Raw genomic sequence first — 16,192 nt, forward strand, 5'->3', positions numbered from 1 at the left:
AGGCTGCGGGGCCTTTCCCTGCCAAGTCGGCGAATTCACCCGATCCAGGGAGCGGGTTCAGTCGGAGAGGCGCGCGCCCGTCGACGTGGAGAAGACGTGCAGCTCGCCCGGACGCGGCACGACGTGCAGCGTGGCGCCCTTGTCCGGGACGGCGCGGCCGCTGACGCGGACGACCAGGTCCTTGAGTTCGTCGCCCACCTTGGCGCTGCCGTAGACGTAACCGTCGGCGCCGAGCTCCTCGACCACGTTCACCGAGACGGCGAGGCCGGCCGGGGCGTCCGCGCTGTCCTTCGACAGGGTCTTCGCGACGCTGCCGTTCTGCTCGACGATGTCGAAGTGCTCGGGGCGGACGCCGACGGTGACCGTGCGGTCGCCCTTGTCGGTGGCGGCCTGGAGGGCCTCACGGTTGACCGGGACGACGCTGTTGCCGAACTTCACGCCGCCGTCGGTGATCGGGACCTCGACGAGGTTCATCGCGGGCGAGCCGATGAACCCGGCGACGAACAGGTTCGCGGGGCGGTCGTACATGTTGCGCGGGGAGTCGACCTGCTGGAGCAGACCGTCCTTGAGCACGGCCACCCGGTCGCCCATGGTCATGGCCTCGACCTGGTCGTGGGTGACGTACACGGTGGTGATGCCGAGACGGCGCTGGAGGGACGCGATCTGCGTACGCGTGGAGACGCGGAGCTTGGCGTCGAGGTTCGACAGCGGCTCGTCCATGAGGAACACCTGGGGCTCACGCACGATGGCGCGGCCCATGGCGACACGCTGGCGCTGACCGCCGGAGAGGGCCTTCGGCTTGCGGCCCAGGTACTCGGTGAGGTCGAGGATCTTCGCCGCGTCCTCGACCTTCTGGCGGATCTCGGCCTTGTTGACGCCGGCGATCTTGAGCGCGAAGCCCATGTTGTCGGCGACGGTCATGTGCGGGTAGAGCGCGTAGTTCTGGAACACCATGGCGATGTCCCGGTCCTTGGGCGGCAGGTGCGTGACGTCGCGGTCACCGATGCGGATGGCGCCGCCGTTCACGTCCTCGAGCCCCGCGAGCATGCGGAGCGAGGTGGACTTGCCGCAGCCGGAGGGACCGACGAGGACGAGGAACTCGCCGTCCGCGATGTCGATCTCCAGGGCGTCGACGGCGGGCTTCTCGGAACCCGGGTAGATCCGGGTCGCCTTGTCGAAAGAAACAGTGGCCATGGTGAGGGCCCCCTTCACCGGCAGGAACGTGCCGGACGATCCGTTGTAAAGGTGGTGATCCACTACGGAACAGCCCATAGTGGTGTAGTCCACAAGAGTGAACCGAGACAGGACGCTACCCGGCGTTCACCGGATCTGTCAGTACCTCCGGGGCCATGAACTTCGCGGAAATTCTCACCGGGCCACCCGCGTGACGTGGGTACACTGCACGAGCACGCCCGCGACAGCACCACACCGCGCGCGCGTCCCGCCCCCTTAGCTCAGTTGGCCAGAGCGCCGCTCTTGTAAAGCGAAGGTCGTCGGTTCGAATCCGACAGGGGGCTCTGTCGCTGAACAGCGAGAACGCCCCGGCCGGTGATCGGTCCGGGGCGTTCGGCGTCCACGGGTGACATGGGCCGGGACGGTCACCCGCGTTCGGGGGGCGAAGCGGTCCTTGAGCGGGTAGCCTCTGTGGCCCGTATGCCCGGGTTTGGCTTCTATCGCCCAGGTCTCGAAAATGCCCGACTCTCTCCCGAGGCGGAGCGCTACCGAAGCGGGAACCAGCAGGAGAATGCCGATGCCGCCCAGCACGTAGGGCGCCACCGGCGCCGCTTTGGGGAAGCGGTGGAAGTGGTCATGGGGTCGGCGCCCCGGATCATGGTCTGGACTGCGTCAATCCGTGCCGTCGAACGCGTGCCCGGTGCGTGCCCGGCCGGCTGGTGGGGCGCGTCGCGGGGCGGAAAAGAGTGCGGAATCCGAAGGAGACATCCAGGGTCCCCGAGGGTTAACGTCCCCGTCATGAGCAGTGCGGGAAGCAGTGCGGGCGGCGGCTCGGGCGCCGTCGGCGGGCCGGTCGGCGGGGTCGTCAACGGCGGGGTGTCGTTCTGGTACGCACAGGACGGGCTGCCCGGTGTGCGGGAGCCGCTGGCGGGGGACACGTCGGCCGATGTCGTGATCGTCGGGGGCGGCTACACGGGACTGTGGACCGCGTACTACCTGAAGAAGGCGGCCCCCTTCCTGCGGATCACCGTCCTGGAGCAGAAGTTCTGCGGCTACGGCGCCTCGGGGCGCAACGGCGGCTGGCTCTACAACGGGGTCGCGGGCCGGGACCGATACGCGAAGTTGCACGGGCACGAGGCCGCCGTCCGCCTCCAGCGGGCGATGAACGACACCGTCGGCGAGGTCGTCCGGGTCGCCGGGCTGGAGGGCATCGACGCGGACATCCACCAGGGCGGCGTCCTCGAAGTCGCCCGCACACCCGCGCAGTTGGCGCGGCTCAAGGCGTTCCACGCGACGGAACTCTCGTACGGGGAGAAGGACCGCGAGCTGTACGGCGCCCGGGAGACCGCCGAGCGGATCAGGGTCGCGGACGCCGTCGGCTCGGCCTGGACCCCGCACGGCGCCCGCCTCCACCCGGTGAAGCTGGTCAAGGGCCTCGCCGCGGTCGTCGAGGCGCTGGGCGTCACCGTCCACGAGCGGACGCCGGTCACCGAGATCCGCCCCGGCCACGCGGTCACCCCGTACGGCACGGTCCGCGCGCCCTATGTCCTGCGCTGCACCGAGGGGTTCACGGCCTCCCTGAAGGGACAGCGGCGCACCTGGCTGCCCATGAACTCCTCCATGATCGCGACCCGGCCGCTGAGCGCCGAGGAGTGGGAGTCCGTCGGCTGGGAGGGGCGCGAGACCCTCGGCGACATGGCGCACGCCTACATGTACGCCCAGCGCACCGCCGACGACCGCATCGCGCTCGGCGGCCGCGGAATCCCCTACCGCTTCGGCTCGCGCACCGACAATGACGGGCGCACCCAGCAGGCCACCATCGAGGCGCTGTACGAGATCCTCATCGGCTTCTTCCCGTCCCTGACCGGCGTCGGCGTGGACCACGCCTGGTCCGGTGTCCTCGGCGTCCCCCGCGACTGGTGTGCCACGGTGACCCTGGACCGGACGACGGGGCTCGGCTGGGCCGGCGGTTACGTCGGGTCCGGTGTCGCCACCGCCAACCTCGCCGCCCGCACCCTCCGCGACCTCGTCCAGCACGACTCCGGCCAGTCCGGCCCCACCGAGCTGACCGCCCTGCCCTGGGCCGGGCACCGGGTCCGCAAGTGGGAGCCGGAACCCTTCCGCTGGCTCGGCGTCCACGCCATGTACGCCACCTACCGCACGGCCGACCGACGCGAACTCACCACCCACAGCGCCCAGTCGTCCCGGCTGGCCCGCGTCGCCGACCGGGTGGCGGGCCGGCACTGACACCGGCCCCCCCCCGCTCGCCGCCGGGCGATGTCAGTGGCGGCGGGCAGGATGGGGGCATGGTGCGGAAAGCGGCGGGTGGCCCGGGCAGGGCCGGGAGAGCGGTGACGGGGGCGCGGCGCCCGGAGGTGCGGCTGCCCCGGCTCGTGCCGTACGGCGGCGCGGAGCTGGAGCCCGACGGTGACTACGACGGCCTGGAGTTCACGGAGGCGGACCTCGCGGGCCAGGACGGCGGAGGCGCGCGTTTCATGGACTGCGCGCTCACGGGCTGCGCGCTGGACGAGACGCGACTGCGCCACGCCCGGCTGCTGGACTCGGTGCTCACCGGCATACGGGGCGTGGGCACGGATCTCGCCGAGGCGACCCTGCGGGACGTCGAGCTCGTCGACGCCCGGCTCGGCGGTGTGCAGCTGCACGGATCCGTGCTCGAGCGGGTCCTGGTGCGCGGCGGGAAGATCGACTACCTGAACCTGCGCAGAGCCCGGCTGAAGGATGTCGTCTTCGAGGGCTGCGTGCTGGTCGAGCCGGACTTCGGGGGCGCCCGGCTGGAGCGCGTGGAGTTCGTGGAGTGCGTCCTGAAGGGGGCCGACCTCAGCGCGGCGGCCCTCACGGACGTGGACCTGCGGGGCGCCGCCGAACTCGACATCGCCCGGGGCGTGGACCGGCTCGCGGGGGCGGTGATCTCCCCGGCCCAGCTGCTGGACCTGGCGCCGGTGCTGGCGGGAGAGCTGGGGATCAGGGTGATGGGGGACGCGGAGGGATAGGGGACGCGGAGGAGAGAGGGCAGGCGGGGACAGCGAGGGAAGGGCGGGGGCGGAGGGGCCGGGGTCGCGTGCGGGCGGTCAGGACGGGGTGCGGGGGAAGCGGGCCTGAAGGGTCCAGATCGCCGGGTTGTCGGCCAGGTCCTCGTGCATGTCCGTGAGGTCGGCGATCAGGTCGTGCAGGAAGTCCCGTGCCTCGCGGCGCAGTTCGGAGTGGGAGAAGGTCAGCGGGTCCTCGTCGCCGGGCATCCAGTCGGCCTCGATGTCCACCCATCCGAAGCGCCGCTCGAAGAGCATGCGGTCGGTCGACTCGGTGAAGTCGAGCTCCGCGTGCTGGGGCCGGGAGGCCCTGCTGCCGCGCGGGTCCTGGTCGATCCGCTCCACGATGTCGCACAGCGCCCACGCGAAGTCCAGCACCGGTACCCATCCCCATGCCGTGGACAGCTCCCGGTCCGCCTTGGTGTCGGCGAGGTACACGTCCCCGCAGAACAGGTCGTGCCGCAGCGCGTGGACGTCCGCACGGCGGTAGTCCGTCTGCGGAGGGTCGGGGAAGCGGGAGGAGAGGGCGTAGCCGATGTCGAGCACGTAGCCGATGGTGTCACGGAGGGGCACCCCGGCCGTACGCGGCCGAGCGGGCCGGCGGGGCACCTCGGCCGGACGTGACCAGGCGCCCCGGTGGAGCACCTCGGCCGGACGCGACCCGGCGGCCCCGCATCCGTCTGGACAACCCGCGCAAACCGCCCTCCCGCCCGCATAGGATCGGGCCGTGCCCCGCTCCGCCCCCGCCCTGCCCTCCCCGGCCGTACGTCTTGCCCTCGCCGCGCTCCTGGTGCTCGGACTCGCCGCCTGCGGCGGTGCCGGTCGCGGCGGCCGCCCCGGGGCGGACGGCGCGGGGGACCCGTACTTCCCGCGCATGGGCAACGGCGGCTATGACGTCACGCACTACGGACTGACCCTCTCCTACGACCCGGAGTCCCGGCACCTCTCCGGTACGGCGGAGATCACCGCGCGCGCCACCCAGGACCTCAGCGCCTTCCGTCTGGACCTGAAGGGGCTCGGCGTCCGGAGCGTCACCGTCGACGGCGCGGCCGCCCGGACGCACCGGGACGGACAGGAGCTGACCGTGCGCCCGCACGACGGCCCGGCCGAGGGCGACACCTTCCGCACGACCGTCCGCTACGCGGGCACCCCGCAGACCATCACCGACCCGGACGGCTCGAAGGAGGGCTGGCTGCGGACCGAGGACGGCGCCCTCGCCCTCGGGGAACCGAACGGCTCGATGGCGTGGTTCCCCGGCAACCACCACCCGTCCGACAAGGCCGCCTACGACGTCACGATCACCGTGCCGAAGGGGCTGCGGGCCGTCTCCAACGGGGAGTTGCGGAGCGAGACGACCAGGAAGGGCCGTACCACCTTCCGCTGGCACACCGCCCCGCCGATGGCGAGCTACGTCGCCGTGCTCGCGATCGGCCGGTTCGACATCAGCCGGTCCACGACCAGCGGTGGTCTGCCGGTGTACAGCGCCGTCGACCCGGCGCAGGCCGGGGCGAGCCGGGCGGTGGCCGACCGCGTCCCCGAGATCGTCGAGTGGGAGGAGCGGGTCTTCGGGCCGTACCCCTTTCTCTCCACCGGCGTGATCGTCGACCGCGACGGCGACGCGGGCTACGCCCTGGAGACCCAGAACCGCCCCGTCTTCCCCGGCGCCCCCGGCCTGGACACGGTCGTCCACGAGCTGGCCCACCAGTGGTACGGCGACTCCGTCACCCCGGAGACCTGGCGGGACATGTGGCTCAACGAGGGCTTCGCCACGTACGCCGAGTGGATGTGGGAGGAGGACCACGGCGGCGACAGCGCGCAGGACGTGTTCGACGCGCTCTACTCCGGCGAGTACTACGACAGCCCCAGCGACGACGAGGCCCTGTGGGCCTTCCCGCCCGCGAAGCCGTCCGGTGCCGCGCACATCTCCGACAGCCCCGTCTACGAGCGCGGTGCGATGGTCCTCCACAAGATCCGCGAAACGGTCGGCGACGACACGTTCCGCGGGATCCTGCGCGGCTGGGCCGAGGAGCACCGGCACGGCAACGCGGACACCCACGACTTCACGGCGTACGTGGAGCGGCGGGCGCCCGGCAAGGACCTCGGCCCGGTCTGGAAGGACTGGCTGTACGGAGAGGGCAAGCCGGCCCGCCCCTGAACAGGCGCGCGCCCGCTCCCCGTACGCCGCCCCCGCTACCCCGCCGGCCGCGGGCCGGCCGCCTCCGCCAGCAGGCGCGCGAGGTCGGGCGGCCAGAGGGCCTCCTTCGTCGCGGCCAGTTCCTCCGGCGTCCACCAGCGCCACGCCAGGATGCCCTCCTCGCTGTGCGTCCCGCGTACGTGGTCGCCGCCGAGCGGCTCGCGGCGGGGACCGTGGGCCACGTAGATCACCTCGTGCTGCCGGACCGGCACCCCGGCCCGGGTGAAGTCGTGTTCCCACGTGCACAGCCGCGGTCCCGGCTCCAGGTCGGTCCAGCCGGTCTCCTCCCGCAGTTCGCGCAGGGCGCCTTCGCGTCTGCTCTCGCCAGGTTCGATCCCGCCGCCGGGCATGGCCCAGTGCACGCCGACCTCCTCGTTGTCGTACCGGAAGAGGAAGACGGCGCCGCCGGGGTCGAGGACGGCGACGCGGGCGGCGCGGCGCGGGGTGCGCAGCGCCTTCCGCAGCACCGTGCAGGGGCGGCCGAGCCGGAGGTCGCCGCGGTGGCCGACGGCCTCGTAGCCGAGGGAGGTCCAGAAGGCGAGGGCGTCCGGGTTGTTGTCGAGGGCGGCGAGGCGCAGCGCGGTCCGGCCGGCCGCCCTGAACCTCGCCTCGACCCGCTCGGCCAGCTCCCTCCCGTACCCCTCGCGCTGCCGGCCCGCGTCGATGAGCAGCAGCCCGAGCCACGGGTCGGGGTCCGCCGGGTCGGGGTGGCGGGCGAGGGTGATCGCGAGCCCGAGCAGCGGCCCTCCGCCGCCGCTCCCGTCCTCGCCGTCGGTCCCGGTCGCGCCGTCGGGCACCTTCCCGGTCGCGCCGTCGTTCCGGCCCTGGGTCCCGTGTCCGCGCTCGGTCCCTTGCCCGCCCCCGGTCCCGGCCCCGTCCTCGCTCCGGGCCAGCAGGATCTCGACGTCCGGGTGCGCCGACTCCCGCGCCAGCGCCTTCGCCACCTGCTCGGCGGTGATGCCGTCGGGGTCCGGGAAGTCGCCGCTCAGCGCGTGGAAGGCGCGGTTGGACGCGTAGAGCGCGGTGAGTTCGGCGAGGAGGGCCGCTGGTATGCCCTGCTCCGAGTCGATCCGAAGTGTCTCGATACGCATCCCGGCAGGCTATTCACCAGCCGTCACCTGTGAACCCGTCACCCGTGAATCCGGCACCCGTGAACCCATCGCCCATCGACGGTGACCTATCGACGCGTAACCCGTCGACGCGTGACCCATCGACGCGTGACCCGTGCACGAGTCGCCCGTGGACGCACCCGAGCCCCCGGTCGCGGGTGCGGCCGGGGGCTCGACGGTGGGCGGGGCGGAATCAGATGCTCACGCCGAAGTCCTGGGCGATGCCCGCGAGGCCCGAGGCGTAGCCCTGGCCCACGGCACGGAACTTCCACTCGGCGCCGTTGCGGTAGAGCTCGCCGAAGACCATGGCCGTCTCCGTGGCCGCGTCCTCGGACAGGTCGTAGCGGGCGATCTCGGCGCCGCCGGCCTGGTTGACGATGCGGATGTAGGCGTTGCGGACCTGGCCGAAGTTCTGCGAGCGGGTCTCGGCGTCGTAGATCGAGACCGGGAAGACGATCTTGTCGACGTCGGCGGGCAGGCCCGCGAGGTTGACGTTGATCGCCTCGTCGTCGCCGGCGCCCTCACCCGTGCGGTTGTCGCCGGTGTGGACGATGGTCTGGTCCGGCGTCTGCTTGTTGTTGAAGAAGACGAAGTGACCGTCCGAGTACACCTTGCCCTGCGGGTTGACCGCGATCGCCGAGGCGTCGAGGTCGAAGTCGGTTCCGGTGGTGGTGCGGACGTCCCAGCCGAGGCCCACGGTGACGGCGGTCAGGCCCGGAGCCTCCTTGGTGAGCGAGACGTTGCCACCCTTGGACAGGCTTACTGCCATTGTCGGGAGTCCCTTCCCTCGTTATACGTGCGTACGGGCTTCGTACTGAGGACGAAGCTACCGTCACCCCTCTAAACGCCGAGGGGGGTCCCAGAGGTTCCGGCTCCCTTTACTTTCTTTACCCGGCAACCGGGTGGACCCGCCGTGCGGACGCGGACGCGAAAACGGGGTGACGTGGACGGGACGGGCAGGGGACCATGGACGCATGTCCGGTCCCCACGTCATCCGCGGCTCCGTCTCCCTGCCCGAGGCCGAGCTGATGTGGCGTTTCTCGCGCTCGGGCGGGCCCGGCGGCCAGCACGTCAACACGAGCGACACGCAGGTCGAGCTCCGCTTCGACCTCGCGGCGACCGAGGCACTGCCCGAGGTGTGGAAGCAGCGGGCGCTGGAGAAGCTGGCCGGGCGGCTCGTCGACGGAGTCGTCAGCGTGCGCGCGTCCGAGCACCGGTCCCAGTGGCGCAACCGTGAGGCGGCCGCCGTCCGGCTCACCGCGCTGCTCGCCGAGGCCACCGCCCCGCCTCCGCGGCCCCGCCGCGCCACCCGGATCCCCCGGGGCATCAACGAGCGCCGCCTGCGGGAGAAGAAGCAGCGCTCCGACACGAAGCGCGGCCGTTCGGGACGCGACTGGGGATAGGCCCCCGGATTCGCTTGACCGGCCCGTTCGCCGCCGGTGGGCCCGGGGTCTAACCCATCCGCCGGTACTTGCCCTTGAAGTGCAGCAGTGGGCGGCCGTCCGGGCTCGGCAGGCCGGCCTTCAGGACGCGGCCGATGACCAGCGTGTGGTCCCCCGCCGTCACCCGCTGCTCGGTGCGGCACTCCACGGTGGCCAGCGCGCCGCCCACCAGGGGCGCTCCGGCCACCTCGCCGCGTACGCAGGGGATGTCCTCGAAGAGCAGACGGTCGCTGATGCGCCCCTTCATGGCGAAGCGGCCCGCGATGTGGCTCTGGCTCTCGGAGAGCACGGAGACGGCCCAGAGCGGCTGCTCGTCGAGCAGGTCGTCCATCCGGGAGCCCTCGCGCAGGCTGACCATCACCAGTGGCGGGTCGAGGGACACGGACATGAAGGCCGTCGCCGTCATTCCGACGTCCTCGCTGCTCGGTGCCCCCGGGTCGTCGGGGTCGAGCGACGGCTCCTGCGCCGTCACCAGCACCACGCCCGCGGTCAGCCGGGACATCGCCGCCCGGAACTCGTCGTTGCTCACCCCCTCAGCATGCCCGGAGCGGGCGGGGGGAACGGCGGGCGGGGCGGGGCAGGGCGCGGCGGACGGGGCGGCGGGAGAAGAGTTCGGCACGGGAAAACGCTAGTCCGGGGGTCGCGGGCCCCGCATCGGGCCAGGGCCCTAACCGGGGCCTAGGTCCCTGGTACCGGCCGCGCCGGATACCGCGACGCGGTACGTGCCCGGTACCGCGATGCGGTCATCCGGTCCCGCGATGCGCGATCACCGCCCCCGCCCGGCGCGGAAATGGCACACTCGCTGACAGCGCCCGTGCGACCGCGTACCACCGCGCACCACCGGGCACGCGCACGACCTCGTACGGACGTGCGCACCCTGTGTTCGGTGAACGGGCGGTGAAAATGCACAACCCCTTCTCAAATGTTCACGTTTCGCTGTGACTTGAGTCACAGGAAGCATAATTTGTTGACCCTGTGTACCGAGTGGGCAGCGCGCTGTGATTCAGTGGCTGGGACGCTGGAGGAGGCTACGCAAGTAGCCCGGGTGACTACGGAGTGGTAAGCCGAGGACAACCCTGGGAGTTGCTGCCGAGGTCTCGAGGGGAGGGCGAATGGAGGCCGAGTCGGAGCCGTACGTCCGTCTCGCGACCCTGCGTCAGCTGCACCAGGTGATGGCGGACATGAACACCGCCCGCAGCCTGGCCGACACGCTGCAGACGGTCGCCGACGGCGTGGTCAACGGCCTCGGCTACGAGCTGGCGGCCGTCAACCTCGTGCGCCCCGACGGCGATCTCGTCGTCGCCGCCCTCGCGGGCAACTCGGCCGCCGAAGCCCTCATCACCGGCCGCGTCGGCTCCCGTGACTCCTGGGAGCGCCGGCTCACCATGGGCGTGGCCTGGGGCAACCTGCGGTTCATCCCGCACACCGAGGGCTGGGTCCTCGACGACGACGACGTCCCGCAGTGGTACACCGACGGGCCCGCGCCCCGCTTCGAGGACGAGTGGCACCCCTCGGACCGCCTCTTCGCCCCCCTGTACACGCCGGGTGTCTCCGGCGGCAGCAGCGGCGAGCTCATCGGCGTCCTGTCCGTGGACCGGCCGCGCAACGGACGCCGGCCCGGCGCCTGGGGCCGCGAGGCGCTGCAGATGTACGCCTTCCAGGCCGCCATCGCGATCAGCAACGCCCGGCTGCGCGCCAACATGCAGCGCGCGCTGGTCCGCCTGGAGCGCGACCAGCAGGCGCTGAGGGCCAGCGAGGAGAGCTTCCGCCAGGCCTTCGAGTACGCCCCGTCGGGCATGGCCATCGCCGAGATGGGCGGCGACCAGCACGGCCGCATCCTGCGCACCAACGACGCGCTGTGCCGTCTGCTCGGCCGGCCCGCCTCCGCGATGCGCCGCTACGCCTTCTCCGACCTCGTGCACCCCGAGGACATCGGCACCCTGCTGCGCACCTCCGCCGAGGGCGGCCGCGCCGAGCTGCGGCTCGCCCGCCGCGACGGGACGTACGTGTGGGTGTCGCTGCGCAACTCCGTGGTCGCCGACGCCGCCGACGGCCCCCGGTTCCTGCTCACGCACGTCGAGGACATCGAGGAGCGCAAGCGCCGTGAGCTGCAGCTCGCCCACCGCGCCTCGCACGACTCCCTCACCGGCCTGCCGAACTCGGCCGAGCTGCGCTCCCGGCTCGGTTCGCGGCTCTGCCAGCGCCCCCAGTCCCTGATACCGGGCGTGGTCGACTCGCTGGACGCCGCGTACGGGCACGGGCAGTACGCGGTGACGGACGGGCCCGGCGGCGCGTCCGACCCCGTTGCGGGCCACGACGGGGGCGGGCACGGCTTCGACTTCCGGCCCGGTTCCGAGGGCGTCGACGCCTACGACCACCATGTGCACACCATCGCTCCCGAGGGTGAGACGGACGACGGTGCCAAGGGGCTCGCGGTGCTCTTCTGCGACCTCGACGGCTTCAAGTCGATCAACGACCGGTTCGGCCACCACACCGGCGACGCCGTCCTCATCGAGGTCGCCCGCCGGCTGACCAGCGTGGTGCGCGACGGGGACACGGTCGCCCGGCTCGGCGGCGACGAGTTCGTCGTCCTGGCCGACGGGCTCGGCCGCGCCGACGCCCAGGATCTCGCCGTACGGCTGCGGAGCGCGATCATCCCCCCGATCCGGGTCGACGGCCGGGCGGTCAGGGTCGGTGCGAGTTTCGGCATCGGATGGGCACATTGCGGGATGACGGCGGACGAGGTGTTGAAATCCGCTGACGAACGGATGTACGTCGAGAAACGGTCTCGTCCCAAAGCGCACAGGCGGGCGGGCTGAGTCGCAGGTCAGCGTGATGATGCGACATATGCCACCCGTCCGGGGCGGCAGGAGCGGGTAGGCTCGGGCCTTCACCCGTGTACCGCATCCGAACCGCACCTGCTGAGGAGACCAAGGGATGACGCCCGGCAACAACGGCGCGAGCACGCCCGAGGACGACGACCCGTTCGGCTATCTCTACGCCGACGGTCAGGCCAACGGAGCCACCCCGCCCAGTGGGGGCGGCGGCTACGGCTATCCGGGGTCGGTCAACCGGGTGCGCGCGGTCGGCGAGCGCCAGTACGGCCAGCCGCAGGCGCAGCAGGCCCCGTACGGCCAGCAGGCCCCGGCCGCCCCGTACGGCCAGCAGCCGCAGGCCGCTCCGTACGGTCAGCAGGGCGCCTACGGCCGGCCGAGCGCCCACTACGCGGCTCCCGAGACCCTGCCGGGCGGTGGCGACGCGGGCACGACCCGGCAGACGCCGGCCGACGGCGGCGGGCGCGGGCGCGGCCCCAACACCAGGGGGCTGCTGATCGGCGCGATCGCCGTGGTCGCGGCCGTGGTGATCGGCATCGCCATCGCCATGACGGGCGGCGACTCGGACGACGACAAGGGCGGAGCCGAGGCGGGTTCCACCGCGACGGCCTCCCGGAGCGCCGGGCCGACCCCGTCGAAGTCGGGCGGCGCCGAGGACGACGCGGAGCTGCCCAAGGTCGACGCGAAGGCACTGCGCCTGGACGGCGGCGCGGCCACGGCCTCCGACGTCGAGGGCGCGGACTCGGCCGGCGGGGTGTACGTCGGCGGCTTCAACCAGGTCGGCGCGTCCGTGACGTGGAATGTGAACGCCCCCGAGAAGGGCAAGTACACGCTGTACGTCACCTACGGCGTGCCCGGCAAGGACGCCGACGCGACGCTCACGGTCAACGCCGACGCGCAGACCCGCCCGCTGAACCTGGGCAACTTCGCGAAGGCCGCCGAGGGCGACTACGTGAAGGGCTGGACGAACACGTACGCGTCCATCCAGCTCAACAAGGGGACGAACACCATCAAGATCTCGTGCGAGCAGGGCAACCAGTGCGACGCCAACCTGGACCAGCTCTGGCTGGAGAAGGGCTGGAAGTAGCCCGCGTCGCTCACGCCGCCGGAGTGTCCTCCGTCACCGTGACGCGGTCCAGCAGCTCCTCGTAGGCCGGGCGGTCGAACTCGCCCGCGACCGGAGACAGGACGGTCGCCGCCGACAGGGCGACGGCCCGGGTCAGCCGGTCCGGCCAGGGCAGGTTCTCCACGGTGCCCGACAGCAGCCCCGCCACCGCCGAGTCCCCGGCGCCGGTCGGGTTGCCCGCGACGCGCCGGGGCGGGGCCGCCCGCCAGCGGCCCTCGGCGGTCAGGGCGAGCAGCCCGTCGGCGCCGAGGGAGGCGACGACGGCGTGGGCTCCCCGGCGCCGGGCGTCCCGGGTGGCGCGCAGAGGTTCGTGGGAGCCGGTGAGCTCGGCCAGTTCGCCGGCGTTCGGCTTGACGATGTCGGGGCGGGCGGCGACCCCACGGCGCAGCGGTTCGCCGCTGGTGTCGAGGAGGACGGGGACGGCCGAGGCACGGGCGGCGCGCACCAGTCCGGCGTACGCGCCCACCGGGACGCCCGGCGGCAGGCTGCCGCAGAGCGCGACCGCCGAGGCGGAGCGCAGCAGCCGGGTGTAGGCGTCCAGGAAGGCGGACCACTCGGCGGGGGTGACGGCCGGTCCGGGTTCGTTGAGCTGGGTGGTGTCCCCGGTCGCCGTGTCGACGACGGCTATGGTGCGGCGCGTGGTGCCCGCCACCGGGAGCAGCGCGTCCAGCACGCCGGGGGTGCCCGCGAGCCGGGCCCGCAGCGAGCGCCCGGTCGCGCCGCCGGCGAAGCCCGTCACGGTGACCTCGTGTCCGAGGGCGGCGAGGACGCGGGCCACGTTCAGGCCCTTGCCGCCGGGCCGCTCGGACACCTCGGTCACCTGGTGCGAGGCATGCGGCCGCAACGCCCGTACGCGGTACGTGATGTCGAGAGCGGTGTTGAGCGTGACCGTGAGGATCACCAGGTCCGACCTCCCCCCGATGTATGCGCGTGGCATCTGTTTCGAGGTGTGATCATGCCAAACGGACGGCGGTCGGCCCAGACCCGGAGGTCCCCCGGTCAGCCCTGTCGCGGATCGACCACCCACGCGCCCCGGCGCATCACGCCCACCAGCGTGAACGCGGCGTCCAGGACGACGAGGTCGGCGTCCTTGCCCGGTTCCAGGGAGCCGACCCGGTCGTACATCCCGAGCAGCTTCGCGGGGTTGGCGGAGATCGCGGCGACGATGTCCTCGACGGGGAGCCGGTCGACGGTGGCCGCCCGCTGGAAGGCGCGGTCCAGGGTGAGGGTGGAGCCGGCGATCGAGCCGCCCTCCACCAGCCGGGCGACGCCGTCGGCGACCTCGACCTCCAGCGGGCCGAGCATGTAGCGCCCGTCGCCGAAGCCCGCCGCGTCCATCGCGTCGGTGATGAACGCGACGCGGCCCGCGCCCGCGTGATGGAACGCCAGTTGCAGGGAAGCGGGGTGCAGATGCGTGCCGTCGTCGATCAGTTCGACGGTGATCCGCTCGTCCTCCAGCAGGGCGGCGATCGGGCCGGGGGTGCGGTGGCCGAGCGGCGGCATGGCATTGAACAGGTGGGTGGCCACGGTGGCGCCCGCCTCGATCGCCTCGACGGTCTGCTCGTACGTGGCGTCGGTGTGCCCGATGGCGGCGATCACCCCGTGCTCGGCCAGCAGGCGTACGGAGTCGATGCCGCCGGGCAGTTCGGTGGCGAGGGTGACCATGCGGGCGTGTCCGCGTGCCGCGTCGACCAGCTTGCGGACCTCGGCCGGGTCCGGGTCGCGCAGCAGTTCCTCGGAGTGCGCGCCCTTGCGGCACGGCGAGATGAACGGGCCCTCGAAGTGGATGCCCGCGAGGTCGCCCTGCTCGGCCAGTTCGGAGAGCATTCCGGCGCGCTGGGCGAGGAAGTCCATGTCACCGGTGACGGTGGAGGCGACGACCGTGGTGGTGCCGTGCAGCCGGTGCGTGCGGATGCCCGTGAGGACGTCGTCGACGGTTCCGGAGGTGAAGGACGCGCCGCCGCCGCCGTGGTTGTGCATGTCGACGAAACCGGGGACCAGCCAGTGGCCGGACAGGTCGACGGTCTCGGCGCCCTCGGGGGCGCTGCCCGTGATCCGGGTGCCGTCGACGATCACGCGGCCGCCGTCCACGGTCCCGGTGGGCAGTACCACCCGGGCACCGGCGAGAACCTTGCTAGTGGCCATCAGGTGGTTACCTCCGGGGCGTCGGTGAAGTCGGGTCGTGCGGGATCGGGTCGTGCGGAGCCGGGTCGTGCGGAGCCGGACCGGGGGATACCGGTTCGTGCGGGGCCGGGCGGCGCGGTGCCGGCGTCGAGCAGGTCCCAGGCCATCAGCCCGGCACCCAGGCATCCCGCGCTGTCCCCGAGGGCGGCGGGGACGATGGACGGCAGTCTCTGGAAGGTGACGCGCAGTTCCACGGCGGCGCGCAGCGGTGCGAAGAGGGTTTCCCCCGCCTCGGCGAGTCCGCCGCCGATGATCAGGGTGCGCGGGTCCAGCAGGGTGAGCGCGGTGACGAGGCCGTCGGCGAGCGCGTCGACGGCGTCCAGCCAGACCCGTACGGCCCGCTTGTCGCCGTCCTCCACGGCCTTCGCGCAGTCGGCGGCGTCGGCCTCCGGATCGCCGCACGCGGCGGCCCAGGCCCGGCTGACGGCCGACGCGGACGCGTACCGCTCCAGGCAGCCGTGCTGTCCGCAGGGGCACGGAAGGCCGCCGGGCCGCACGACCACGTGGCCGATCTCGCCCGCGTTGCCGTGCGCGCCCGCCTCGACGGCCCCGTCGATGCCGATCGCGCCCGCGATCCCGGTGCCCAGGGGCACGAACAGGAAGCGGTCGGCGCCCTGGCCGGCCCCGATCCGCCCCTCCGCGAGGCCGCCGGTGCGCACGTCGTGCCCGAGGGCCACCGGGACGCCGTCGAGGCGGTCGCTGAGCAGCGCGCGCAGCGGGAGGTCCCGCCAGCCGAGGTTGGCCGAGTAGACGGCCACGCCCCGCTCGGCGTCGACCGTGCCGGGGACGGCGACCCCGGCGGCCGCCGGGGCCCCGCCGAAGTGCCGTACGCCGTGTGCGCGCAGTTCGGCGGCGAAGTCGAGGATCGTGGCGACGACGGCGTCCGGACCGCGTTCGCGGCCGGTGGCGCGGCGGGCGCGGTGCAGCAGCTCGCCGTCCGCCCCGACGAGGGCGGCCTTCATCCCGGTGCCGCCCACATCGAGGGCGATGACATGTCTCACGGGGGACAGTGTCGCCCCTTACCCCAGGAGAGGTCTAGTCCACTCACGTGGTGTAGACCTGTATCCGAACTTTCGAAGAACG

At 72.7% G+C, this 16,192-nt stretch carries 14 protein-coding genes and 1 tRNA gene; 7 read left to right on the forward strand and 8 right to left on the reverse strand.

The features are described from left to right. Nucleotides 1–57: 57 nt before the first annotated feature. Nucleotides 58–1,194 (reverse strand): sn-glycerol-3-phosphate ABC transporter ATP-binding protein UgpC, encoded by a 1,137-nt coding sequence (locus ACFY93_RS21080; protein ID WP_391361162.1) that lies wholly within the window; start codon nt 1,192–1,194, stop codon nt 58–60. Between the two features lie 249 nt (nt 1,195–1,443). On the opposite strand from ACFY93_RS21080, the gene ACFY93_RS21085 reads away from it, so the two are divergent. The 3 genes from ACFY93_RS21085 (at nt 1,444) to ACFY93_RS21095 (ending at nt 4,184) form a co-directional block, all read left to right on the forward strand. Further along, nucleotides 1,444–1,517 (forward strand) — tRNA-Thr (locus tag ACFY93_RS21085). Between the two features lie 454 nt (nt 1,518–1,971). Then, nucleotides 1,972–3,420, forward strand: a complete 1,449-nt coding sequence (locus ACFY93_RS21090) for an FAD-dependent oxidoreductase (protein ID WP_391361165.1) — start codon at nt 1,972–1,974, stop codon at nt 3,418–3,420. 59 nt (nt 3,421–3,479) lie between these two features. Continuing rightward, complete coding sequence (locus tag ACFY93_RS21095; RefSeq protein ID WP_391361167.1) at nt 3,480–4,184, forward strand: pentapeptide repeat-containing protein; 705 nt, start codon at nt 3,480–3,482, stop codon at nt 4,182–4,184. Nucleotides 4,185–4,262: 78 nt separating this feature from the next. On the opposite strand, the gene ACFY93_RS21100 is transcribed toward ACFY93_RS21095, so the two are convergent. Continuing rightward, nucleotides 4,263–4,766 (reverse strand): hypothetical protein, encoded by a 504-nt coding sequence (locus tag ACFY93_RS21100; protein ID WP_391361563.1) that lies wholly within the window; start codon nt 4,764–4,766, stop codon nt 4,263–4,265. 181 nt (nt 4,767–4,947) lie between these two features. Here ACFY93_RS21100 and ACFY93_RS21105 point away from each other — a divergent pair, with 181 nt between their 5' ends. Then, complete coding sequence (locus ACFY93_RS21105; protein WP_391361170.1) at nt 4,948–6,375, forward strand: M1 family aminopeptidase; 1,428 nt, start codon at nt 4,948–4,950, stop codon at nt 6,373–6,375. A gap of 35 nt (nt 6,376–6,410) precedes the next feature. Here ACFY93_RS21105 and ACFY93_RS21110 read toward each other — a convergent pair whose 3' ends face one another. Both ACFY93_RS21110 and ACFY93_RS21115 read right to left on the reverse strand, forming a co-directional pair. Beyond that, complete coding sequence (locus tag ACFY93_RS21110; RefSeq protein WP_391361173.1) at nt 6,411–7,505, reverse strand: GNAT family N-acetyltransferase; 1,095 nt, start codon at nt 7,503–7,505, stop codon at nt 6,411–6,413. Between the two features lie 211 nt (nt 7,506–7,716). After that, entirely contained in the window at nt 7,717–8,292 is a 576-nt protein-coding gene (locus ACFY93_RS21115; protein ID WP_391361176.1) for a TerD family protein, read from the reverse strand. 205 nt (nt 8,293–8,497) lie between these two features. Here ACFY93_RS21115 and arfB point away from each other — a divergent pair, with 205 nt between their 5' ends. Continuing rightward, on the forward strand, nt 8,498–8,926 hold the full coding sequence (gene arfB, locus ACFY93_RS21120) for an alternative ribosome rescue aminoacyl-tRNA hydrolase ArfB (RefSeq protein WP_391361179.1): 429 nt from the start codon (nt 8,498–8,500) through the stop codon (nt 8,924–8,926). Between the two features lie 49 nt (nt 8,927–8,975). Here the strand turns inward: arfB and ACFY93_RS21125 are convergent, their stop codons facing one another. Further along, on the reverse strand, nt 8,976–9,584 hold the full coding sequence (locus ACFY93_RS21125; protein WP_391361182.1) for a flavin reductase: 609 nt from the start codon (nt 9,582–9,584) through the stop codon (nt 8,976–8,978). A 493-nt stretch (nt 9,585–10,077) separates the two neighbouring features. Between ACFY93_RS21125 and cdgB the strand changes: the two genes are divergently transcribed. Together cdgB and ACFY93_RS21135 are read left to right on the forward strand one after the other, a co-directional pair. Beyond that, nucleotides 10,078–11,784 carry a diguanylate cyclase CdgB gene (gene cdgB / locus ACFY93_RS21130; RefSeq protein ID WP_391361185.1) on the forward strand — a complete coding sequence of 569 codons (1,707 nt, stop codon included), beginning with the start codon at nt 10,078–10,080 and terminating at the stop codon, nt 11,782–11,784. Nucleotides 11,785–11,902: 118 nt separating this feature from the next. After that, nucleotides 11,903–12,886, forward strand: coding sequence for a CBM35 domain-containing protein (locus tag ACFY93_RS21135; RefSeq protein WP_391361188.1), 984 nt, complete (start codon nt 11,903–11,905; stop codon nt 12,884–12,886). Between the two features lie 10 nt (nt 12,887–12,896). Here the strand turns inward: ACFY93_RS21135 and ACFY93_RS21140 are convergent, their stop codons facing one another. The 3 genes from ACFY93_RS21140 to ACFY93_RS21150 form a co-directional block, all read right to left on the reverse strand. Beyond that, the gene (locus ACFY93_RS21140) at nt 12,897–13,826 is read right to left on the reverse strand and encodes a hexose kinase (protein WP_391361191.1); all 930 of its coding nucleotides are present in this window, start codon (nt 13,824–13,826) and stop codon (nt 12,897–12,899) included. Between the two features lie 98 nt (nt 13,827–13,924). Next, a complete protein-coding gene (nagA, locus tag ACFY93_RS21145; protein WP_391361194.1) occupies nt 13,925–15,070 on the reverse strand; it encodes an N-acetylglucosamine-6-phosphate deacetylase in 1,146 nt (381 codons plus the stop codon). After that, entirely contained in the window at nt 15,070–16,110 is a 1,041-nt protein-coding gene (locus ACFY93_RS21150) for an ROK family protein (protein ID WP_391361196.1), read from the reverse strand. Before ACFY93_RS21150 ends, nagA begins: the two co-directional genes overlap by 1 nt. Nucleotides 16,111–16,192 lie beyond the last annotated feature (82 nt).

Source organism: Streptomyces sp. NPDC008313, from assembly GCF_042956125.1.
Lineage (GTDB): Bacteria > Actinomycetota > Actinomycetes > Streptomycetales > Streptomycetaceae > Streptomyces.